This window comes from Ferrigenium straubiae (assembly GCF_051257895.1).
Lineage (GTDB): Bacteria > Pseudomonadota > Gammaproteobacteria > Burkholderiales > Gallionellaceae > Gallionella > Gallionella straubiae.
Genome location: NZ_CP194331.1, coordinates 235,640 through 256,706 on the forward strand (window position 1 = coordinate 235,640; position 21,067 = coordinate 256,706).

Here is a 21,067-nt window from a genome sequence, read left to right on the forward strand (position 1 = left end):
GTCAGCCGCCTAGGCATTCGCCAGCGCGCGTTCGATCTTTGTGTCGGCCTCCTGCGCCAGCTTTGCTAGCCCCGCATCGCCGAGAATCTGCATCATCGCGGTCGGCTTGGCGAGCTCCAGCGAAATCCTTCCCGGCGCGACTTCGCGGACCACCGCGTTGCAGGGCAGCAGGCTCGCCACGTCGCTGTTCGCGGTGTAGGCCTCATAGGCCAGCATCGGGTTGCACGCGCCGAGGATCACCGTGGGGATGAGGTCCTTGCCGGTTCTCTCCTTGATCTTGCTGTGCATGTCGATGCGCGTCAGGATGCCGAAGCCCTCGGCGCCCAGCGCCTTGGTGATGCGCTCGATGGCTTGATCCATGGTTGTGGAAATTTCGCGTTTGAAGTTGATGGTCATGACGGGTCTCCTTGCATTGGTTGAGGGGCAACTTGAATATTAGCGAATGCTAACACAGTGGTTTGCCGAATAACAGGCTTAAATACTTCCGCCAAGGGTATCGAGCACCGTCTGCGCCAGGTCCGGCGCAAGGCAATCCACTTCGATGTTGCCCGGCATCGAGCGTAGCCAGGTGAGTTGGCGCTTCGCGAGCTGGCGCGTGGCGGCGATGCCGGTTTCCTGTAGTTGCGTTTCGTTGATCTCGCCTTCGAGATATTGCCAGGCCTGGCGGTAACCGACGCAACGCATCGAGGGCAGGTCGGGGTGCAGCGGGTATTTTTCGCGCAGCGCGCGCAGCTCATCCACCAGCCCCTGTTCGAGCATGGCCTTGAAGCGCGTGGCGATACGCGCGTGGAGTTGCGCACGGTCGGAGGGAACGAGGGCGATGGAGAGGATGCGGTAGGGCAGTTCGCCTTCTCCCCTCTCACACTTGTGGGAGAGGGGCTGGGGGAGAGGGAAATGTGCGGCATCTTGCCCTCTCCCCAACCCTCTCCCGTCAACGGGAGAGGGGGCAGAAGTGAAGGGCTTTTTGATTAACGCGGACATCGGCTGCCCCGTGATGCGGTAGATTTCCATGGCACGCTGGATGCGCTGCGTGTCGTTGGGCGCGAGGCGCGCGGCGGTCTCCGCATCCACCTCGGCGAGTTGGCTGTGCAAATGCTGGATACCGTGTTGCGCGATCTCGGCGTCGAGTTCGGCGCGTATCTCCGGGTCGGCCTGTGGCAGGTCGCTCAGCCCCTCGCGCAGCGCCTTGAAGTAGAGCATGGTGCCACCGACCAGCAGCGGGATTTTTCCTCTTGCAGTGATGTCCGCCATCAGGCGCAGTGCGTCGTGGCGGAATGCGGCGGCGGAATAGGCCTCGGTCGGGTCTATGATGTCGATGAGGTGATGCGGTGCGCGCGCGAGGGTCGCGGCGTCCGGCTTGGCGGTGCCGATGTCCATGTCGCGGTACACCAGAGCCGAATCCACGCTGATGAGTTCTACCGGCAGGCGCTGCACGAGCTCCACCGCGACGCCGGTCTTGCCGCTCGCGGTGGGGCCCATGAGGAAGATGGCGGGGGGGAGGATATTCATAAAACCTGATTTAACCACGAAGAGCACGAAGGGCACGAAGAACATACCGAAATAAACTTCGTGATCTTCGTGTGCTTCGTGGTGAGAGGGTTTTTTTCAGGTTCACGCCAACTCCCGGTCGCGTGTCTCGCGCATCAGGAACACCGCCAGCAAACTGATCGCCGCCGCGGCGGAGACATAATAGCCCACCCAGGCGAGGCCGCCGTGCAGCACCAGCTGCTGGGCGAGGTAGGGCGCGAGCGAGGCGCCGAGGATGCCGCCGAGGTTGTAGGCCGCGCCTGCGCCGGTGTAGCGCACCGCGGTCGGGAACAGCTCCGGCAGCAGCGCGCCCATCGGCGCGAAAGTCGCGCCCATCAGGAACAACTCGATGGAGAGGAAGGCGGTGATGAGCATGGGCGAGCCGCTTGAGAGCATCGGCTCCATCAGGAAGCCGGAGAGCAGCGCCGCGCCGCCCGCGACGAGCAGCACCGGGCGGCGGCCATAGCGGTCGCCCGCGATCGCGGCAAGCGGCGTCGCGGCCGCCATGAACACGACGGCCACGCACAGCATGGAAAGGAACTGCGCGCGCGGGATGCCGAGCGTCGCGACGCCGTAGCTCAGCGAAAACACCGTGGAGATGTAGAACAGCGCGTAGCACACCACCATCGCCAGCGCGCCCAGCAGCAGGGGCAGGGCATGATTCCTGAACAATTCCACCAGCGGCAGTTTTTTATATTCCGTTCGTGGTGAGCCTGTCGAACCATGAACGACTTGCCCTTCGACAAGCTCATAACCAGCGACTTGGCTGGCGTTTTTTGGCAGCCTAGTCGAATGGCTAGTAGTTTCATCAGGGCGAACGGCCTGGATGGACTTGAGAAACACCGGCGTCTCCGCGAGCCTGAGCCGCACGTACAGGCCGACCATCACCAGCGCCGCGCTCGCGAGGAAGGGGATGCGCCAGCCCCAGGTGCGGAACTCGGCATCGTCGAGCAGGCTCGACAACAGCAGGAAGCCGCCGACCGCAAACAGGAAGCCGACGGGCGGCCCGAGCTGCGGAAACATGCCGAACCAGCCGCGCCTGCCCTTGGGCGCATATTCCGCCGCTAGCAAGGCCGCGCCGCCCCATTCCCCGCCGAGGCCGATGCCCTGGCCGAAGCGCAGCAGGCACAGCAGCGCGGGTGCGGCCCAGCCCACCATCTCGTAGCTCGGCAGCACGCCGATCAGCGTTGTGGAGATGCCCATCACCAGCAGCGAGGCGACCAAGGTGGTCTTGCGCCCGATGCGGTCGCCGAAATGCCCGAACAGCAGCGCGCCGAAGGGCCGCGCGAGGAACGCGATGCCGAAGGTGAGGAAGGCGTTCAGCGCCTGCGCCGCCGGATCGCCGCTTGGGAAGAACACCGGCCCGATCACCATCGCCACCGCGAGGCCGTAGATGTAGAAATCGTAGAACTCGATGGCGGTGCCGATGAAGGAGGCGAAGGCGATGCGCGTGGTGGCTGGGTGTTTCACTATCAGTTCATCAGCAATTTTAACTAGCGGCACTCCATTGTTATTTTTCGCTTATGCCTTGATGGAACCAATCTTTAATTGGAATTTTTATAAAGTCACACTTTTCTGATGCCAAGATAGCTACAGAATAAAGCACGACAGCGACAATTGTTCCTAGTGTCCACCGAACCAATTTTTGGAACCAAAGTATCCATGTGTCCCGTCGTTCGGCTTTCCTTTGCGCTTTACCGTGCTCCAAAGATAGTGTCGAACGAGAGCGATATTCACCTAGTTTTTCTACAATCTCGATCGACTCGATAATGAATCCCTCGATTAACGGCAACCCTCCGGTTCCTGATGGGTTTTTCTGAAATTGCATTGATAACGAACCGTGTCCTTTCCCTCTTGAAAATAGCTCAATTCCATCATGAGTGAGATTATCATTGATGCTCTGCAAATATTTCTTGAGATTGATAAGGTTTGGCTGAATATCTTCAAAAAACTTGCTTCCATTGTCATTGTTCATTTTTTGATCCTTCAAGTTAGCTGCCAACAGTCTAAATAAGCTGAATCTATTTTAACCAAGTCATTTTCCCCGCATGAACATCCTGTCGAGATCGCCTAGGCTCAACTGGAACCAGGTCGGCCTGCCGTGGTTGCACTGTCCGGCGCGTTCGGTCTGTTCCATCTCGCGCAGCAGCACGTTCATTTCGGTAATACTGAGGATGCGGTTGGCGCGTACTGCGGCGTGGCAGGCGAGGGTGGCGAGCAGTTCATTGCGGCGCTCGGTGAGCGCGCGCGAAGCGCCGAACTCGCGCAGTTCGTGCAGCACCTCGAATGCCACCGTCTCGGCCTCGTCCTGCCTCAGCATCGCGGGTATCGCGCGCACCGCGAGCTGTGTGGGGGAGAGCGGAGCGAGGTCGAAGCCTAGTGTCTTCAGCACATCCTGTTCGGCTTCCACCGTCGCGACATCCAGCGGCTCGGCATAGAAGCTCACCGGGATCAGCAGCGGCTGCGCGGCGATCTGCTTCTCGTCCAGCGCGGCCTTGAGGCGCTCGTACACGATGCGCTCGTGCGCCGCGTGCATGTCCACGACCACGAGGCCATGCGCATTCTGCGCGAGGATGTAGATGCCGGAGAGTTGGGCGAGGGCGTAGCCGAGGGGGTGCTCAGTCTGTTGCAGAATGGGTTGAGCGTAGCGATACCCATCGTTTGCTTGCGATGAGGGTTGATGGGTATCGCTACGCTCAACCCATCCTACGTTGCCGGCTTCCTGATTGCGCACCACGGCAGCTTCTTCCCAAAGTTTATAGGCTGCCTGAGATTGTGCGGCACTGAACGACATGGGTTGCTGATAGGTCGGGCGTGATTGCTTCGCCCCCTCTCCCCAGCCCTCTCCCCCGAGGGGAGAGGGGTTGGTTTGGGCGGGGGTTGATGCTGCCGTATTTTCTGCCATCGGCGCGCTCAGCGCCTCCTGCAAGGCATGGAAGATGAACTGGTGCACGCCCTGGCTTTCGCGGAAGCGCACCTCGCTCTTGGCCGGGTGCACGTTCACGTCCACCTGCTCCGGCGGCAGGTCGAGGAACAGCACGAAGGCCGCGTGGCGCTGGTGGTGCAGGATGTCCTGGTAGGCCTGGCGCAGCGCGTGGCTCGCGACCTTGTCGCGTACGAAGCGGCCGTTGACGAAGAAGTATTGCGCGTCGCGCGAGCCGCGCGAATAGGCGGGCAGCGCGGCGAGTCCCTGCAGCGCCAGGTTTGCGGTTTGCCGCTCCACCGGCACGGCGGCGTGACCGAACTCCTCGCCGAGGATCGTGGAGATGCGTGCGGCAGGCGGCTGCGCGGGCAGTTGCCAGACGGTCTTGCCGTTGTGTTGCAGCGAGAACGCGACATCGGGACGCGACAGCGCGATGCGCTTGAAGGTTTCTTCGCAGTGGGCGAATTCGGTGGACTCGGACTTCAGGAACTTGCGCCGCGCCGGCGTGTTGAAATACAACTCGCGCAACTCCACCGTGGTGCCTTGCGACTGGCTGGCCGGAACGGGGGGGCTGAGCCGGCCGTCGATCGCCTCGACCTTCCAGCCATGGGCGTCGGCTGCGGTGCGGCTGGTCAGGGCGAGTTGCGCCACCGCCGCCATGCTCGCCAAGGCCTCGCCGCGAAAGCCCATGCTGGCAACTTTCTGCAAATCATCCAGCGACGCGATCTTGCTGGTGGCGTGGCGCATCAGCGCCAGCGGCAGATCATCCCTGGCGATGCCCTTGCCGTTGTCGCGCACCCGCAATAATTTGACGCCGCCGCCTTCCAGCTGCACCGCGATGTCGGAAGCATTCGCGTCGAGGCTGTTCTCCAGCAGTTCCTTGAGCGCCGACGCAGGGCGCTCGATCACTTCGCCGGCGGCGATTTGATTGATGAGCAGGTCGGGCAACAGGCGGATGGCAGGCATTTCGATAAACAGGCAGTGTGGCAATTCGCCGCAGATTATAGCGGATGGGTCGGGTTATAATCGCCGCCGGAGAAACGATTCATCAACGAAATTTTAAAGGGCAGGACGAAATGACAGCGGAACAGAACGGCAAGACTTACGAGGTGGGATTCCTCATGGAGAAATTCCAGCATATCTTCTACATAAGCTGCCCGGACGACTCGGAGGCCAAGACCTTCGCGCATGCCGTCTTCCACTATTACGATACACCGGACGATTGGGGGCGGAAGCGGGGCATCACGACCATCGCCCCGATCAAGCCCACCAACTGCCTGCCGGATTTCCTGCATATAGGCATGGTGTCCAAGGAAGAGTTGCCCATGCCGGAAGAAAACGCGGAATCGCACCAGGCCGTCAAGAAGGCGATTCAGAAGGTCATGGAGGCGGGTCAAGTGCCGATGGCCATCTACGACGAAGAAAAGAAAATAATGACCGTCTATGCGACAAAGGAAGTGGAGGCGGTTCCGCAGGACGGCGCATCCAGCGTGGTGCAGAATTTCAGCAATTTCGGGGGCATCCCGGGCCAGAAAAAATAGGCCTCACGGGCGCGGCGCATGCGTCCAGTAACGGCGATGCGTCTTGCGGTAGCGTTCCACCTCCAAACCCTGCGCGCTCATCTCGACCAGGATCGCGCCGTCCTCGTCCGAGCGCAGCAGTTCCGCGCCGCTGTCGGCGTAGCGTTGCAGCACCTCTTCCCTGGGGTGGCCGAAGCGGTTGCGGTAGCCGGCGGTGAACACCGCATAGTCCGGCAGCGTGGCGGCGACGAAATCAAAACTTGATGAGCTTCTGCTGCCGTGGTGCGGCGCGACCAGCAGGCTGGTGGACAGCCTGTCCGCATGTTCCCGGATCAGGCGCGCTTCCGATTCCTTCTCGATGTCCCCTGCCAGCAGCACGCTGTGCTTGCCGATGCCGATGCACAGCACGCAACTCCGGTCGTTGTCGTGCGGCTTCTTCGCACCGCTGTCCGGTGCGGGGTGCAATATCTCGAATTGCACGCCGTCCCAGTTCCAGCGTTCGCCGTCCCGGCAGCGTCTTGGCTCCCCTCTCCCGTTTGCGGGAGAGGGGGTGGGGGAGAGGGCTGGCGATTGCAGCAGCGGATGTGTCGCAGCCAGCGAGGACGAAACCCACCCGACCGGCATCGCCTGCATGACCGAGGCGGCGCCGCCGGTGTGGTCGCTGTCGTCGTGGCTGAGCACCAGGCCATCCAGTCCGGCGATGCCGAGCGCGCGCAAGGTGGGGATCAGGATGCGGTTGCCGCTGTCGGCCTCGCCGGAAAAATCCGGGCCGGCGTCGTAGAGCAGCGCGTGATTGCGGGTCTGCGCGGCGACTGCCAGCCCCTGCCCGACATCGAAGACGATCAGGCGTAGCGCGCCCGGCGCGGGAGCTTCCGGCTTGTTCAGGAACATCGGCAACAGCAGTAGAACACCCAGCCAGCGCGCCGGGAAGCCGCGCGGCAGCAACATCCACAAAGCGCCCAGCATTGCGGCCACGATAGTCCACGGAGGTGGTGCGTGCTGCGTCCACACCGGCTGCGGCAGGGCGTTCAGCCATTCGAGGAAACGCATCGTGCCATCCATCGCGAGATGCGCCAGCCACAGCGGCGCCTCGATGGGCAGCGCCGCGCCGAGCAGCGCGAGCGGCACGACGATGAGGCTCACCAGCGGGATCGCGACCGCGTTGGCGATGGGCGAGACCAGCGAGGCCTGCTGGAACAGCCCGAGCAGCAGCGGCGTCAGCCCGACGGCCATCGCCCATTGCACGTTGGTGTACTCCGCCAGCCAATGGGATTTTTCCAGCCGGTGCGCGGTGACGTAGAGGATCAGCGCCACCGCGCCGAATGACAGCCAGAAGCCCGCCGACATCACCGCCCACGGGTCGGGAACCAGCACGCCGAGCAGCGCGATGGAGAGGATCTGGCCGGGCGAGAAATTGCGGTTCAGCCACAGCGCGGCGGCGACCGCGCCGACCATGTATACGGTGCGCTGTGCGGGCACGGCGAAGCCGGACAGCAGCGCGTAGCCGAGAGCCGTAAGCAATGCAGCCACGGCGGCGGCCTTGCGCGCGGGCAGGAATAAAGTCAGCCGCGCGCTGCACCGCCACAGCCAGTAACAGATTGCGAAGCCGAGGCTGGCGAGCATGGTGATATGCAGGCCGGAGATGCTAATAAAGTAACCATTAAAACATTAAATAAGAATGTAGCAAGTTAATAAAAACAACTACTTAGAAAGCTCAGAACGAATGCTCGTAGCGACCGTGCTCAAGCTCTTGTCCAGTTCGCCGCTTTCAACCGCTTTCATCAGTAATTCGATAGCGGGGATCAAAGTGGCAAGGTTTTCTACCTCGATGCCCGTCTTGCCTTTCGCCAATTCAAGCCGTTTATTCGCATAGCGAACCTCAAATACCAGCTTGCCATCAGCGTTCCGATACCACCACGGGCGAATCTTGTGATTGTGTTCAGCTTGAGTCTTTTCGCCAGTTTCCGACTTGACCGTTCTCATACGCTTGATGATGTACTCACGCCCATCTGTCTTCGCTTTCACGCATTCGATCTGTTCACGAAGTTTTTCAATCACCCTGATTTGCCGATGTAACGCTGGCGGCAGCTTGTTCGATTTAACTGCGGTTACAACCTTCAATTTGTCGAGAAATGTCATTTCAAAATCCTCCAATAATTAAGTAAGGCAGTCGGCAAAACAACCGAAAGATGAGGCATAACCCATGTTTGTCTAGTTATGATCCATAGAGGCATAATATCCAGTAACTATCTGAGCGTACACGGTTATTTAGATATAATGCCCTATCTACAATAACCAGATTAAAGGCAGTTATGTTTGAATTGGGACAGGTTGTGGCTACGCCAGCGGCGTTGGCAATACTGGAAGAAAACGGACTGGGATATTCAGCGTTGCTGTATCGGCATCAAAGTCTTGAAAGCGTTGAACTTGATGATGAAGATCGACAAGCAAACCTCAATGCTGTGAAAAATGGCGAACGAATCTTGTCACGGTATACAGTCAACGGCACGAAGCTGTATGTGATCACCGAATGGGACAGGTCAGTTACTACGTTGCTGCTGGCGGAAGAGTATTAGAATGCTGGCATCACTAACTGATGCCACCATCTATGAAATTGTTACTCGCCACACTTGCCCTCACTCTATCCTTTCCCGCTTGGGCTGACTTCACGGGCAATGTCGTCGGAGTAGCTGACGGTGACACCATCACTGTACTAGACGAAAACAAGATTCAGCACAAAGTGCGACTGGCAGAAATTGATGCTCCCGAAAAAGCTCAGGCATTCGGCAACAAGTCGAAGCAAGCATTATCGGCACTGGTGTTTGACAAGCAGGTGTCAGTAGTCGAACAGGGGCAAGACAGGTACAAGCGTACAATCGGCAGGGTCTATCAGGGTGACGTTGACGTAAGTGCTGAACAGGTCAAGCAGGGAATGGCGTGGGTGTATCGGAAATACTCGAAGGACAAAACGCTATTGCCGCTTGAAGATGAAGCCAAGTCGCAACGGCTTGGACTGTGGGCTGACAGTAATCCCACTCCGCCGTGGGAATGGCGGCATTCAAAGCGTTAGGCTGCTACAGACTTGCTCAATAATGAATACGTACGTTTCGCTACGGTTGAAGCATTGTGTTCACTATGACTGGTTCGAAATAAGGCAGCCAGAGTAGCAGTTAACGGATCTAACCCCAATTCAGTAATAATTTCCCATCTTTGCTGATTGGTCAATTTTGACCTATTGAATTCAGAACATTCAGAATCGAGAATTTCTCGGATAGGAATTCTTTTCGGTGGTGTGCTTGTATCGACCACATGGAAGCCGTCAATTCGATACTCAATCATATCCACACGCTCACGAAGCTCCTTGCCAGCCTTAAAGTGCGGCACATACTTGGCAGGCACTTTCACGCTAACCCCCGACTTTGGATTACGTCCGTTGCGTGGCGGTTTGTAATTCAAACCGAAACTGCCAAAGCCACGAATCTCGACACGCTCGCCCTTCGACAGCGAGGCGGACATAGCATCGATGATTACCTTAACCGCAGACTCAGCGTCTTTTAATTGGAGTTGCGGGAATTGCTCGGCGATGCGAGCGATGAGTTCAGAACGTGTCATTGGGTTTGCTGTTGTTCGGTGGTAGATGAAAAGCGGCTGCGACTATAAAGAATTCAAACCAAATCGACAACCTCGCTTCAAGGTGGGCTTAATTTTCCCCCAGATTACAGCAATTTTGATAAAAACAGCGACGAATATGTCGTACTTGAATAGTATTCATTGATTTACTCCTAAAATTAATGCAGAATGCCCAGCATGATGAATCAGCAAGTAACTCCAAATAACTATTCGCTACATAACAAGTGGGGAGAAGCTCTTAATAGTGGCTTCGTAGTTATTCCTGCTGCGTTGTTGCGTTACCAGCACAAATTAGAAATAGGAGATGGTGAACTCGTAGTGTTGATGAATCTCTTAATGTCATGGTGGAAAGTTGATCAATTCCCGTTTCCAAGGGCATCGACTCTGGCAAAACGCATGGGCGTAACCGCAAGAACAGTGCAGCGGCATATTGAGAAACTAGAAGAAAAGAAACTTATTAAGCGATTTTGGGCTTCAGATCGCCGAAGTGTTCATCGGGCAACTACGCAGTACGATCTGAGCGGAATAGTCGCTAAGCTAAAAGAATTGGGAGCTGTAAGCCACCAATCAAGGAGCACATTGCTCACCAATGACGATGTCAGTAGTGGAGTAGTGCAGTGAAGAATTTGGGAAATCCTGCCAAATTTCAGCCGTAAACCCCTGGCAGGGAATCTCTGCGTCCAAAACAGAGATTGCGCATACGGTTGATATATCGAAGAACCACCGAGCCTCCAAAACTCGACGTTCCGAAGGTACAGGTGCTATTTTATACCAAGATGCAATGGTCGGCATATTGCAAATACAGGGCACAGTAAAAAGGTAATCGGTGACAACCGCACTTTAAATGACGAGAGTTTCAAACCAGATCAACAACTTTTCTTCGTGCTTCGCTGTCACTGTCAATGTAACGCTGTGTTGTTTGTAAGCTGCTGTGACCCGCCAAGCACTGAACATCACGGAGCGAGCCGCCAACGGTTGAAATTCTTCGTGCCGCATTGGTGATAAACGTTCGCCGACCGCTGTGCGATGAGCAACCCATCAATCCCGCTTTGGCATACCACCCCTGAAACATATTGACGATGACCTGAGCAGTCGTGCCGCTGCCTCTTTGCGTCTGGATTATTTGTGTACCGTGAAGGGTAGCCGTTGACGAACGCTTGGAAGCACTCTGGAACGATTCGATCAAGTGACCCTTGAGTTGCTTATTGAGTGGGATGACCCGTCCTGACTGTCCCTTTGAGGCACTATTCTCAAGGGCGATTTGATCGACGATGTTTCCGTCAGCGTCTAGAACCATCGACCAACGCAAAGCAGCTATTTCTTTTGCTCGTAGTCCAGCTTTGATCGACAGTAAAAATATCAGTCGGTTTCGGTGAACGTCCTGTGTCATGGACAGGGAAGAATAGACCAGATCGATTTGTTGCTTGGTTAATGCCTTTGCTTGTTTGCCGAGTGCCATAATTTAATCTCATTATAAAAGAATATAAGTTAATTCTAATATAATGACGAATTAACGTACACCGCTTTGCGAGGCAGTTATTTCCTTGTAAAACATACAATTATGGCGACTCGTTATATATTGTATATTCTATAACGAGTCGTATTATCGAGATTTTTGCTGTTACGAGAGCGTGCCGACAAACCCGCTGTTAGAATCTAAACTCTGGAATTACGGCTAGTGGCTTAAAGAAAAACGGAATTTAATCCGTTGATTGGTATATAATGCAACTATCTGATTTAATGGGTTTTATTAAATGGCTGGCAAGAATGAATCATCAATGAGTAATGCCGATGTTGGCAAGGCATTCGATGCCATCGTTCTGAGCCTTGGTCGAGGTGATCTCAGCGAAATATTGTTTAATTGGAACGAATCTCAGCTCAACGAGGATGGCGATAAAATTTTCGCATATCCGGGTAGGGATGGACGATTATCAAAGGGCAAAGAGGGTGGTAAGGTTAACATTAGCAAGCGAGAATTTTTAATGTGGCTATTAAGTGACAACCCATTTAATGAAAAAGTGTATGGTGCAAATATTAGAAACGATGCTCAGTGGACAGAACTAATCCAGCGAGCACGAGAGGCATTTGGACTACCCAAATGAGCAGAGTGTCATGAGTAATTGGATTGTTAGATTCAGTGTGCAGATGAATGAGCCGTTAGTTTAGTGATGTTTTTGGTATAGACTTTTCGAGGGTATTTAGAAATTTTTTCGCCCCAAGAAAATAATGCGTATTTTTTTGCCGCACTCCTTAAGCAAGCTGATAAAGCATAGGCTGAGAATCTGCTTCGACTGGTTTTATGAGCATAGATACCAATTTTATCCATCAAAATGAGATAGTCCTTCTCATTGCGTGTTGTAGCCTTGAGGTTAATTGAAAATATTTTCTCAATGCGCCTGCACCTAGAAAGATTATCTGCCGCAACCTTGGGGGAGAGACTCAGTTCCATTATTTGCCATTGTTTGAATGCAGTCCATTCGTCTTTGGATTGAATTTTCATAATCATATTTTGGTACCCGCTTAAATATTATGAATATAGTTTTTCATTATATGGCAATTTTTTATCAAAATGATTTCACTGTTTGCATCGCATAATGACAGCTAAAAAATTTAGAACCATCGATTTGTTCGCTGGCATCGGTGGGATTCGATTGGGCTTTGAGGCGCATGGATGCGTCACCGTACTTGCTTCCGAGTGGGATAAATACGCTCAAGCTATGTATGAAGAGAACTTTGGGCATAAGCCATTCGGGGACATCAACGAAATCCCGCCTAAAGAGATTCCTGATCACGAAATTTTATTGGCTGGTTTTCCGTGCCAACCATTTTCAATAGCCGGGAAGGGCTTGGGGTTTTCTGACACCAGAGGCACTTTGTTTTTTAACATTGAAGCTATTCTTGCTGAAAAACGACCACGGGCTTTCTTGTTAGAGAATGTTAAGCGATTAACAACTCATGATGGGGGGCAAACATTCTCTGTCATTATGAAAAGGCTTAGGGAAATCGGTTATACAGTTTATTCTAAAGTCTTGAACTCCCTTGACTACGGTCTTCCGCAAAAACGTGAGCGGATATACATTGTCGGATTCTTAGATCAGCTCCCCTTTGAATTTCCCAAGCCTTTGGGTTATTACAAGCCTCTATCAGAAGTGCTACTGCCGGATGGCGAGGTTGATGCTAACTATTTTCTGAGCGAGCGGTTGAAAGAAAAGCGTATAAAGGCAGTAAAACCAAATGCGCCTTACCCATCTATATGGCATGAAAACATAGGAGGCAACATTTCCGCTTTGCCTTATTCATGCGCATTGAGGGCAGGGGGCAGTTATAACTATCTGGTCGTCAATGGGGTAAGAAGGCTCACCGATAGAGAAATGTTGCGTTTGCAAGGCTTCCCAGATGATTTTAAGATCAACATCCCTTATTCACAGCTTAGGAAAGTAGCTGGGAATTCTGTTTCTGTCCCCGTAATTCAATACATTGCTGGCGAGATGATCAAAATGCTTAAGCACAAGAATCCAAGTAAATCGAAAAGATGAAATTATCCTAAAGGGCGATATCCTTGGTTGGCAGGAATACCAAATGCACATAAAGGATGCTTTCAGTATTTGATATAAATGAGGTAGTCTGAGGTCTGATATCTTTCAGTCCGAAGGTTACCCAAAGTGAATCAGATACCCAAATTAAGAAAAGCCGTCAAAAGCAACCCGCTATACCCGTTAAATTCGTTTCCCGCAGAATTTAAGAAGAAGCTAGCGCAGCACATTTGTGTGCATCTTGCCACTCGAAGTAATGCCGACTTGGAGGGGAAAGATTGGGAGAGAATTTTTGCGGAATGCATAAATGCCCAATGGTCACCATCCAATGTGGGCTTGGACGATATAACTCATATTCAATCGTCTACAGCTTGGGGGGCAAAAACTGTTAAGGGCAAGGTTGCAACATCTCCAACTAAGAAAACTAATCGAACCGTGAGATTGATTTCGGGAAGAAACTCCCCAGCGTACTCTTTCGATAAAGCGGTTGACAGAAAGAAACATGATCCAAATTTGGTTGGCGGGATGGTGCTTGAAATATGGAATAGTAGAGTTAAAGAGGTAAGGGCAAAATTCACCAATTTGAGAACGGCTGTCCTAATTAAGGATAAAGACCTTTCTAAGGTGGCGGTCTTCGAATTTGATACAGACCTCTATCCGGTGGATCAGTATTCTTGGAAATGGAATAAAAATAACAACCTTGAAGGCTTTAACTCACAAGGCGTGCACAAATTCACTTGGCAGCCTCATGGTTCACAATTCACCATAGTCGAAGATGTTCCTCTTAATGTATTAAAACTTTCAATCAAAAAGCCCAAAGAAATTTCTAGCGAGGCGGTTCTGAAGCAAATTGGATTTGATGACACTTTTTATTCGGTGCTGTAACTGTCTGTGGAAGCGACCTTATGGCTGACAGTTTTTCTCCAAGTAAACGCAGTGAAATAATGAGCAAAGTTCGATCGTCAGACACTTTACCTGAAATATTGGTTAGGTCGGCTTTGCACCGCTTGGGATTCCGCTTTAGGTTATGTGTAGCTAGTTTGCCAGGTAAACCAGACATCGTTTTGCCAAAATACCATTCCGTGATCTTTGTACATGGCTGTTTCTGGCATCAGCATAAGGGGTGTAAAGGTGGACGAATGCCAAAGTCTAGGGTCGAGTATTGGGTATCAAAATTGGAACGGAATGTTGAAAGAGACCGTCAATCTAAAGCAGCACTAAAGAAAATGGGCTGGAGAGTTCTGGTTGTTTGGGAATGTGAGATTAACAAAACTCTGCCCAAAACTGTGAGCAAATTGGCTGCCAAACTGACAAAGCCAATGAATTGAAATTAGCTTCGAACTACTCATAACTGTTGAGTGGTTAGATAAATATTAATAGTGGCATACTTCATTGCCCGTGAAAATATTTAGGGAGAAGCAAAATGATGGGATTCAAAGAATGGGTTATCTACAACGCCGAACAGAAGAAGATTGCCGAAAGCAAAGCAACAGACCGCAACACCTCAGAAAAACTCAGCACACAAAAGATCGTTAGGAGGATTTTGGAACGCTCGGCGGATCGCTGAGCAAATGCACTCTGCCAGTCGTTACTTTCTTCTCTTTCGGTTTCGGTTTCGGTCTCTCTGAAAGAAAGCATCCTCTGCCCGTTGCTTCGATATCTTTTTTAGCATTTCGTAGATAGCGGCTGACAGATGCTGCCAGTACATTCTTGTTGTCCGTTGAATTCTTATCGGACGACTTGATCTTATGAGCAACCATAAATTTGGGCAGGGCGTTTCCAATTTCCCATAGTTTCATTTCTGGATTCTCCATCCAGAAGTCATAAATCTTCAGCGTAAGCTCCAATCCTGCTGGATTTGGCTGACCGACGAATTTGTAAGTTGCGTTGCTGTGCTTGGCGTACTGATGCCCCCGCTTGTCATCGCCCTTGGGTTGTACGTCCAGTCCCTCATGATGAATTTTCAGAAGCTTCCTAAAATGCTGTTCTAGGAATTTCTTCGGCAGGTTAAGGGGAATACTTAAGACCAGCGTCCCGCTGTCACCAGCGACCACCTCGTCCTTCTGGAGAACCCTGAAACTATCTTCTGCCCGTGGCTCCGCAAAAAGCTGAGCTCCTCGTTTATCATCGAACGGCAAGGGCTTTTCGTCCCACCATGCCTTGAAGTCATTGCCTCGAATATCACCGAAGTCAGCATACAAAGCTGCCATCTTTCCTTTGCCGCCACTCTCACAGCAAGCGACGTATTCAGCGTTCCGCTTCAGGTACGCCCACCACCAGTAATACACCGACTTTTTCCAAGCCGATTCGGTCTTTGGATTGCTTTTCGTGCCGAAAGTCGGGTGCTGGTAGGGAAAGTGTCTGCCTGACGGTCTTTTCTTAGTGGTTTCCATAGCCGAAGCATAGCACTTATTAACAGTTTAAAGGTTAATTTAAGCGGCAATTCAGTTTAATTCGCTTAAATCGTATACTTAATTAAGTCGAGAAAACATGCAGTTAATGAATTGCTTGTTCGATTTTTAACTAACATAATGGAGATTTAAAATGAGCGTATTTAGAAAAAAATTAACAGTAGCAAAACTTGATGAACTTAACAAACTAACTTCCGAATTCAAATTGCCAATTCATTGTATACAACGCCCTGAAGCTAGAAAATTTGTCGAAAATGGCATAATTTTACATACACCATTTTTGATGACCATTGCCGAAGAATATATAAAGAAATATCCAAGCCGACTACTACCCAAAATACTCAAAGAGGTAAGTTGTAGAGTTGATTTGCGGTCATAGTCCGCCAACGACGCAAATAAACTTTGCGTCAAAACGACCGATTAATGACAAATCTACCTGTCATTAATCGGTCGTTTTTTGTTCTATTCACCATCGTCAAATTGCCGCTATCCACACGGCAGGCAGCACTCCGCATCAAACAATTACGCCAGCAACACATAGACAGTTTAACGCTGGTTCTGAGCAGTCATTTTGTTGATGATTTTCATCGTCAAGGCATATTAAACATTAACAGGTTAAAAGAACAAATAAACGGCAATTCTTGTTAATTCGCTTATTTGAGACAATGTAATTGTCAGGTTAAATAAGTTATATCAACGAGTTATCTGAATATTTACCTTCAATAAAGGAGTTTCAAATGAGTAAAAATACCGCAATATTCAACGCCGCAACAAAGACCCATTTAACTGGTTTTCCGTTCGGAATTAATAAAATTATCTGGAATTTCGATGACACCAGCAATGATTTCACCTCAGCTCAGCAAATCGTAGATTTATTTGGAATTCAAAATCCTCACGAAAAGTGCGAAATTGAATTTAACGCTGCTCTTGAACGAAATTACGAATTCTCAAAAATTCATTCAATCGACTCCGCAAGGCTGGTTTATGAAATTGGTTATACGTGTCTCGCTTATCAAATTTATCTAGATTTGCTGAAACTTCAAAAAAATGAAATTTCAGTGCTTCCTGCTGCTTTAGTAAATGAGCAAAATGGATTCGATTGCTTCGTTAATGAGTATTTCGTGAAAATCTGTAGCTACGATGATTACGAATATTATTCAGAAACTGGCAATCCAGAAGTTGCTGAGTGGATTCTTGAATCGATAAAGAATTGCTCCAAGTCCTAAGCAATTATCGTTGAATAAAAGCGAGCAATATTTTTGAAATATTGCTCGCTTTTCCGTGCGTCTCGTATAAATACATCTATACACAATTAAATACAGTGACTAGCTGAAAAATGGACAAAAATAAACTGATTTCCGACTTGTCGAGCGAGTTTTCTATCGATTCCAAAGGCTATTTCATCACGCTGAATGCTTTTAAAAATGACGTGATTCAGTTCGAGCAAGACTTGAGCAAAATCGCTCATAAGTTGAACGATTTCTGCTACAGCCGAGCATATAAACGTAAAGAAAAACGTCTGAAAATCATCGCAGCAATTGAAACTGGCAAAGTAGACGGAATGCTACACGCTCATTTAATCGTAGCTCTTCAAGATGAAACAGACAGAACATTGCCTGAAATGAATAGTTATGTCCGCAAGCACTGGTACAAAACAATTGGATTCTTCGATCATTTTGGAACGATGGTTGACGTACAGGACATTGGTGAAGCCGCTGGACGAATAGCTTACATCGTGAAAGACACGAATTATTTGCTACGAAACGACAATTTGAACATTGTCATGCTTTAAATCTTGAACGCCGACGATCTCGGTAAATACATTATCTGTTTCAAATCGGCAGTTTGAATGCTGCCACTCTACATTATTAGTACGTGAAGCCTGAGGCGAACTCGGCAAATATATTATTGAGCAAAGTGAAATCTTATGGTGAAACCCCATAGGATTAAGTGTATCTAGAATATCTGTAAACACTGGATTACTGGATTACTTAATCACTGGAACCATGTAACAAGACTGATCAATCCAGACAGTGACAGATAGAGACAGACAAGCACAGACAAGAGACACACACACTGAACGATACTGACAAGCACAGACAAGCACAGTCACTCACTCATTCAGTAATCCAATAACAACAACCAATAAAGGAGATCAACATGATTCAAGTCAAAACTAAAGACCAACGAGAACTCAACATGATTAGCATCAATATAAAGAACGCCAGATATTTACTGGACGTCATCTATGCCAGTAACGTAGAGAACATCAAGATGAACAAAATTGCTAGCAAAACAGATTTCGTACGTTTCGTTGACGAGCTTGAATCACTGATCGATTCATCTTCTGGAACGTTAACCCTGACAGCAACTATGTCTAATCACTAAGGAATCCATATGCTTCAAGTCAAAATCAATAACAGGAACGATTTAGTGAAAGCTATCAACGCAATCAGCGTGAAGAAAATAATCTGTAACGAAGTACGAGATCAAAAAGAATTAAATGTATTCATCGCCAATATCAAGTCGCTAATAAGTACATCTGGCACATTAACCCTCGTCGCTATAAAGGAATAACCATGACAAAACCTGATCAACATTCAACCAGCATTAGACTGCCCGTCGAGCTACATAACTGGGTACTCGATTACGCTAAGAAATGGCGAACTTCACCAGCTTTCATTTATCGCCATGCTCTATGGAAATTCAAGGAAGCGAACACGCAACGATGAAACGAAAATGCCCTGTCGATAACAAGCAGGGCATTTTCTTTGGCACTGTTCAAATTGGAACATTGCTAACTGTCTTGCAGAGTCGATCTTAATCTTGACCGTAGAGCATCACTGGTGACGTTTTGGGGCACTTTCTCATCATCGCAATGGAATTCCTTAACTCGTTACAATTAATGCCTCTAAGGTCACCAAAATCATTGCTTCAGATATTCGTCAATTGAAAGAAGTTTGAAGTTGTGTAATACATTATTTTCGCTCACACGCAGATTTTCTCCATTCTCAAAAAATATGAATATGAATCTGTTTGCCTTTACTGATGCCGCACCCAAACTATCGTGATACTTTTTAATCTGCCTTTTTGTGAAGCCCAGTTTAAGGAATTCAATTTCTTGTAATTTACGCTTTTCGTCTGAAATCCAACTGCCAATAGGGAACAAATAAATCTGCAAAATTGCTCTTTTTATCCGTTCTGACAACCTGATTCGTAAATCGTGGAGTTCTGTCCCGTCCAGCTTTTTAAGCTGCTTAGTTAACTCAGTTATGGCATCTTGTTGCAGAGACTGTGTTGCTGCATTAGATGCAAGTCGAGCTGCGTTAAATTCTGCCAACTCCTTTTCATTTTTCAAGCTTGTAAGCTCAACCTCAATTTCAGAAATTCGTCGCATTACTGTTTTTGGTATTGCATCCTTATTATCCTCAATCGCAACAAGCAGATTGTTCAGTTTTGATTCTTGATCTGCTATTTCGACTTCTATGCCAATTACCTTTTTTTGAGCATGTTCAATTTCCGCACTACTTGTAGATTGTTTATTCATTGCAGCGGCGAAATCTACCGATCTACAGAAGTTGATAATTTGAAGCTCAAGCTCTGAATAATCCCACTGTATAAAACGGCAACCCAAGCCACGGCGAGCATTGCTGCAAGCAACATACTTCGCTTCTCGACGTGTCCCATCTGGTTTTTTATTGACATATCCACCCATTACCATCGAACCAGCACAGTACCCGCAACGCAGTAGCCCAGAAAACAAATTGCTCAAATTCTTACCCTTGCTTACACCACCTCTTGTCCGCCTATCAACACGGATAGAATTAACTAATAACCACTCTTCTTTACTCATGATAGCTGGATAGTAATTAGCTATTGGCTCGCATACTGAAGTAATCTCACGGTTGCGTTGCAAATGCATTTGAAACTCACCATACAAGGCTTTGCTGCTAAACATTTTCTGAATATACGAAGGGTTCCAGCCATTTGTTTTACTGGAAAATGGTGGTATTCCTTCTTCATTCAATCGCTTCGTTATAGTGCTATTTCCAATCCCGTCTTTTGCCATATCAAAAATTCTCTTAACTACTTTCACACGTTCTGGAATAAGTTCAAAGCCTGTTGCATCTAAAGTCGGCTTCATCCAATATGGACAGCGAGCAGTCAATCGCTTTTTATCTATATTTTCTCGTTTAACATCCCAGTTGCGACGTATTCGTACACTTTTTGCAGCTGATTCCTCTGTAGCTCGACTCATGATTACGATAGACATAATCAAACTCGTAAAATTATCGTTCACATCTTGTCTGCTGTAGACCATCCCATCAGTAAGTGAAACTATTGTGATCCCTGCATTTAAAATGCTTAAGAAAACCTCAAGAGCATCCATTACTTGAGCACGAGATAATCTATCTAAGCTTTCAACCAGCAAATATGAGCCTTGCTCAATCTTCCCCTCCTTGACCGCCGTTAGAAAATACCCTAATGCTCCCTTTGTAATATTTGATTTGTCGTATGCTGAAACACCTAAATCCGTCAGATTCAGAGTAGTGTCCAGTTCGAGTTCGGGATGTTGTGCTAAATACACTTCTCGAAGGACGGTTTGTCGCTTTAGCGAATCGCCCTTTTGCTGGATTGTTGATGAAAATCTGATGTATGAATATGCTTTTGGCACTCTTCGCTCTGGCAGGGGTTACGTAAAATTGAATTGTACAGAAAAGATGTTTTAATGGTTACATAATACTCATGAGGTGGTTGACCCCGGTGCGCGTGAACACCTGCCACTGCTCTGGCGGGATGCTGTTCTGGTCGCCGATCGCGAGTGCGCTCAACACCCCGGCATAGGGCGCGCCGCCGAGCGCGGCATCGAACCTGTCGCGCACCGCCTCGCGCCAGGTTTCGACGCGGTAGCCGGGGCCGTCCGCCAGTTCGTCGATGCGCCGGTTATCGCCCTTGTTGTGTACATAGCCTGTCGCGCGGATGTTGCGTTCCAGCGCCCAGAGCTCGAAATCGAAACCATGCGGGTTTGCCGTGCCGTGCGGCTGCCTGAGCCGTAGCGTGAGCCGCCAGCGCTCCCCGGCCTTGAGTTCGAACGGCTCCGTCTTGTCGTCGGAATAGGTGCTGAGGTAGATGCGCGGCGGCACGAAGGCCTGCGGCGTGACGACCTGCTCCACGTCGAAGCCGAAGCGCAAACCACGCTCGTGGCGGCGCGGCAGCTCTGCGACCACGCCGACCACCTCGATGTCGCGCCCCTGCCATTCATCCGGCAGGCTCACGGCAAGGCGCTCTCCGGCCTGCCAGGCGGCGTGGTAAAAGCCTGCCCCGCAGGCCAGGGCGGCGAGCAGCAGGAAGCGGAGATAGCGGGCAAGCTGCTTGTCGCGGGGCAGGAAGAAAAGGGTGAAGAGGAAGAGCGGCAGCAGCCACGCCCACGCAAAATCAGGCAATGCGGCCTGCTGTTGCAGCAGCCACACGCCCAGCGTGAAGAAAATGGCGAAGACGACCATGCACTAGATTAGCGCAAAG

General features: G+C 50.3%; 25 protein-coding genes and 1 pseudogene. 13 read left to right on the forward strand and 13 right to left on the reverse strand.

All coding sequences use genetic code 11. The features are described from left to right. Positions 1-9: 9 nt before the first annotated feature. From ACRRNM_RS01125 to mutL, 5 genes are all read right to left on the reverse strand, one after another. Positions 10-396, reverse strand: coding sequence for a DUF302 domain-containing protein (locus tag ACRRNM_RS01125; RefSeq protein ID WP_435626410.1), 387 nt, complete (start codon positions 394-396; stop codon positions 10-12). A 78-nt stretch (positions 397-474) separates the two neighbouring features. Beyond that, a complete protein-coding gene (gene miaA / locus ACRRNM_RS01130) occupies positions 475-1,509 on the reverse strand; it encodes a tRNA (adenosine(37)-N6)-dimethylallyltransferase MiaA (protein WP_435626411.1) in 1,035 nt (344 codons plus the stop codon). A 102-nt stretch (positions 1,510-1,611) separates the two neighbouring features. After that, positions 1,612-2,997 (reverse strand): MFS transporter, encoded by a 1,386-nt coding sequence (locus tag ACRRNM_RS01135; RefSeq protein WP_435626412.1) that lies wholly within the window; start codon positions 2,995-2,997, stop codon positions 1,612-1,614. 40 nt (positions 2,998-3,037) lie between these two features. Next, positions 3,038-3,502 carry a hypothetical protein gene (locus tag ACRRNM_RS01140; protein ID WP_435626413.1) on the reverse strand — a complete coding sequence of 155 codons (465 nt, stop codon included), beginning with the start codon at positions 3,500-3,502 and terminating at the stop codon, positions 3,038-3,040. A gap of 60 nt (positions 3,503-3,562) precedes the next feature. Then, entirely contained in the window at positions 3,563-5,416 is a 1,854-nt protein-coding gene (gene mutL / locus ACRRNM_RS01145; RefSeq protein WP_435626414.1) for a DNA mismatch repair endonuclease MutL, read from the reverse strand. Between the two features lie 110 nt (positions 5,417-5,526). Here mutL and ACRRNM_RS01150 point away from each other — a divergent pair, with 110 nt between their 5' ends. Beyond that, on the forward strand, positions 5,527-5,991 hold the full coding sequence (locus ACRRNM_RS01150) for a hypothetical protein (RefSeq protein ID WP_435626415.1): 465 nt from the start codon (positions 5,527-5,529) through the stop codon (positions 5,989-5,991). Positions 5,992-5,994: 3 nt separating this feature from the next. Here ACRRNM_RS01150 and ACRRNM_RS01155 read toward each other — a convergent pair whose 3' ends face one another. Next, positions 5,995-7,593, reverse strand: a complete 1,599-nt coding sequence (locus ACRRNM_RS01155) for a DNA internalization-related competence protein ComEC/Rec2 (RefSeq protein WP_435626416.1) — start codon at positions 7,591-7,593, stop codon at positions 5,995-5,997. A gap of 78 nt (positions 7,594-7,671) precedes the next feature. Continuing rightward, complete coding sequence (locus tag ACRRNM_RS01160; RefSeq protein WP_435626417.1) at positions 7,672-8,109, reverse strand: DUF6641 family protein; 438 nt, start codon at positions 8,107-8,109, stop codon at positions 7,672-7,674. Positions 8,110-8,282: 173 nt separating this feature from the next. Between ACRRNM_RS01160 and ACRRNM_RS01165 the strand changes: the two genes are divergently transcribed. After that, complete coding sequence (locus tag ACRRNM_RS01165) at positions 8,283-8,546, forward strand: type I restriction endonuclease subunit M (protein ID WP_435626418.1); 264 nt, start codon at positions 8,283-8,285, stop codon at positions 8,544-8,546. A gap of 32 nt (positions 8,547-8,578) precedes the next feature. After that, positions 8,579-9,040, forward strand: a complete 462-nt coding sequence (locus ACRRNM_RS01170; RefSeq protein WP_435626419.1) for a thermonuclease family protein — start codon at positions 8,579-8,581, stop codon at positions 9,038-9,040. Positions 9,041-9,309: 269 nt separating this feature from the next. Here the strand turns inward: ACRRNM_RS01170 and ACRRNM_RS01175 are convergent. Beyond that, positions 9,310-9,582: pseudogene (locus ACRRNM_RS01175) on the reverse strand (integration host factor subunit beta); the annotation flags it as partial. A gap of 195 nt (positions 9,583-9,777) precedes the next feature. Between ACRRNM_RS01175 and ACRRNM_RS01180 the strand changes: the two are divergent. Further along, a complete protein-coding gene (locus ACRRNM_RS01180) occupies positions 9,778-10,221 on the forward strand; it encodes a helix-turn-helix domain-containing protein (protein ID WP_435626420.1) in 444 nt (147 codons plus the stop codon). Between the two features lie 235 nt (positions 10,222-10,456). Here ACRRNM_RS01180 and ACRRNM_RS01185 read toward each other — a convergent pair whose 3' ends face one another. Beyond that, positions 10,457-11,059: a tyrosine-type recombinase/integrase gene (locus ACRRNM_RS01185; RefSeq protein WP_435626421.1), complete on the reverse strand. Its 603-nt coding sequence runs from the start codon at positions 11,057-11,059 to the stop codon at positions 10,457-10,459. Between the two features lie 295 nt (positions 11,060-11,354). Here ACRRNM_RS01185 and ACRRNM_RS01190 point away from each other — a divergent pair, with 295 nt between their 5' ends. Further along, positions 11,355-11,702 carry a hypothetical protein gene (locus tag ACRRNM_RS01190; RefSeq protein ID WP_435626422.1) on the forward strand — a complete coding sequence of 116 codons (348 nt, stop codon included), beginning with the start codon at positions 11,355-11,357 and terminating at the stop codon, positions 11,700-11,702. A 32-nt stretch (positions 11,703-11,734) separates the two neighbouring features. Here ACRRNM_RS01190 and ACRRNM_RS01195 read toward each other — a convergent pair whose 3' ends face one another. Then, positions 11,735-12,106 (reverse strand): hypothetical protein, encoded by a 372-nt coding sequence (locus tag ACRRNM_RS01195; RefSeq protein ID WP_435626423.1) that lies wholly within the window; start codon positions 12,104-12,106, stop codon positions 11,735-11,737. Positions 12,107-12,194: 88 nt separating this feature from the next. Here ACRRNM_RS01195 and ACRRNM_RS01200 point away from each other — a divergent pair, with 88 nt between their 5' ends. The 4 genes from ACRRNM_RS01200 to ACRRNM_RS01215 all read left to right on the forward strand — a co-directional run bounded on the left by ACRRNM_RS01200 (position 12,195) and on the right by ACRRNM_RS01215 (position 14,700). Continuing rightward, positions 12,195-13,136: a DNA cytosine methyltransferase gene (locus ACRRNM_RS01200; protein ID WP_435626424.1), complete on the forward strand. Its 942-nt coding sequence runs from the start codon at positions 12,195-12,197 to the stop codon at positions 13,134-13,136. Between the two features lie 126 nt (positions 13,137-13,262). Next, a complete protein-coding gene (locus tag ACRRNM_RS01205) occupies positions 13,263-14,018 on the forward strand; it encodes a hypothetical protein (RefSeq protein WP_435626425.1) in 756 nt (251 codons plus the stop codon). A gap of 20 nt (positions 14,019-14,038) precedes the next feature. Next, the gene (locus ACRRNM_RS01210) at positions 14,039-14,461 is read left to right on the forward strand and encodes a very short patch repair endonuclease (RefSeq protein ID WP_435626426.1); all 423 of its coding nucleotides are present in this window, start codon (positions 14,039-14,041) and stop codon (positions 14,459-14,461) included. A 95-nt stretch (positions 14,462-14,556) separates the two neighbouring features. Then, positions 14,557-14,700: a hypothetical protein gene (locus tag ACRRNM_RS01215; protein ID WP_435626427.1), complete on the forward strand. Its 144-nt coding sequence runs from the start codon at positions 14,557-14,559 to the stop codon at positions 14,698-14,700. Here the strand turns inward: ACRRNM_RS01215 and ACRRNM_RS01220 are convergent. Next, complete coding sequence (locus ACRRNM_RS01220) at positions 14,666-15,526, reverse strand: hypothetical protein (RefSeq protein ID WP_435626428.1); 861 nt, start codon at positions 15,524-15,526, stop codon at positions 14,666-14,668. The genes ACRRNM_RS01215 and ACRRNM_RS01220 overlap by 35 nt on opposite strands. Positions 15,527-15,677: 151 nt before the next feature. Between ACRRNM_RS01220 and ACRRNM_RS01225 the strand changes: the two genes are divergently transcribed. The 4 genes from ACRRNM_RS01225 to ACRRNM_RS01240 all read left to right on the forward strand — a co-directional run bounded on the left by ACRRNM_RS01225 (position 15,678) and on the right by ACRRNM_RS01240 (position 17,932). Then, positions 15,678-15,923, forward strand: a complete 246-nt coding sequence (locus ACRRNM_RS01225) for a hypothetical protein (RefSeq protein WP_435626429.1) — start codon at positions 15,678-15,680, stop codon at positions 15,921-15,923. A gap of 358 nt (positions 15,924-16,281) precedes the next feature. Then, positions 16,282-16,770: a hypothetical protein gene (locus ACRRNM_RS01230; protein WP_435626430.1), complete on the forward strand. Its 489-nt coding sequence runs from the start codon at positions 16,282-16,284 to the stop codon at positions 16,768-16,770. Between the two features lie 110 nt (positions 16,771-16,880). Further along, positions 16,881-17,336 carry a hypothetical protein gene (locus tag ACRRNM_RS01235; RefSeq protein WP_435626431.1) on the forward strand — a complete coding sequence of 152 codons (456 nt, stop codon included), beginning with the start codon at positions 16,881-16,883 and terminating at the stop codon, positions 17,334-17,336. Positions 17,337-17,704: 368 nt separating this feature from the next. After that, a complete protein-coding gene (locus ACRRNM_RS01240; RefSeq protein WP_435626432.1) occupies positions 17,705-17,932 on the forward strand; it encodes a hypothetical protein in 228 nt (75 codons plus the stop codon). Between the two features lie 538 nt (positions 17,933-18,470). Here the strand turns inward: ACRRNM_RS01240 and ACRRNM_RS01245 are convergent. Continuing rightward, the gene (locus ACRRNM_RS01245) at positions 18,471-20,219 is read right to left on the reverse strand and encodes a recombinase family protein (RefSeq protein ID WP_435626433.1); all 1,749 of its coding nucleotides are present in this window, start codon (positions 20,217-20,219) and stop codon (positions 18,471-18,473) included. 58 nt (positions 20,220-20,277) lie between these two features. Next, complete coding sequence (locus ACRRNM_RS01250; RefSeq protein WP_435626434.1) at positions 20,278-21,048, reverse strand: ComEC/Rec2 family competence protein; 771 nt, start codon at positions 21,046-21,048, stop codon at positions 20,278-20,280. Between the last annotated feature and the right edge of the window lie 19 nt (positions 21,049-21,067).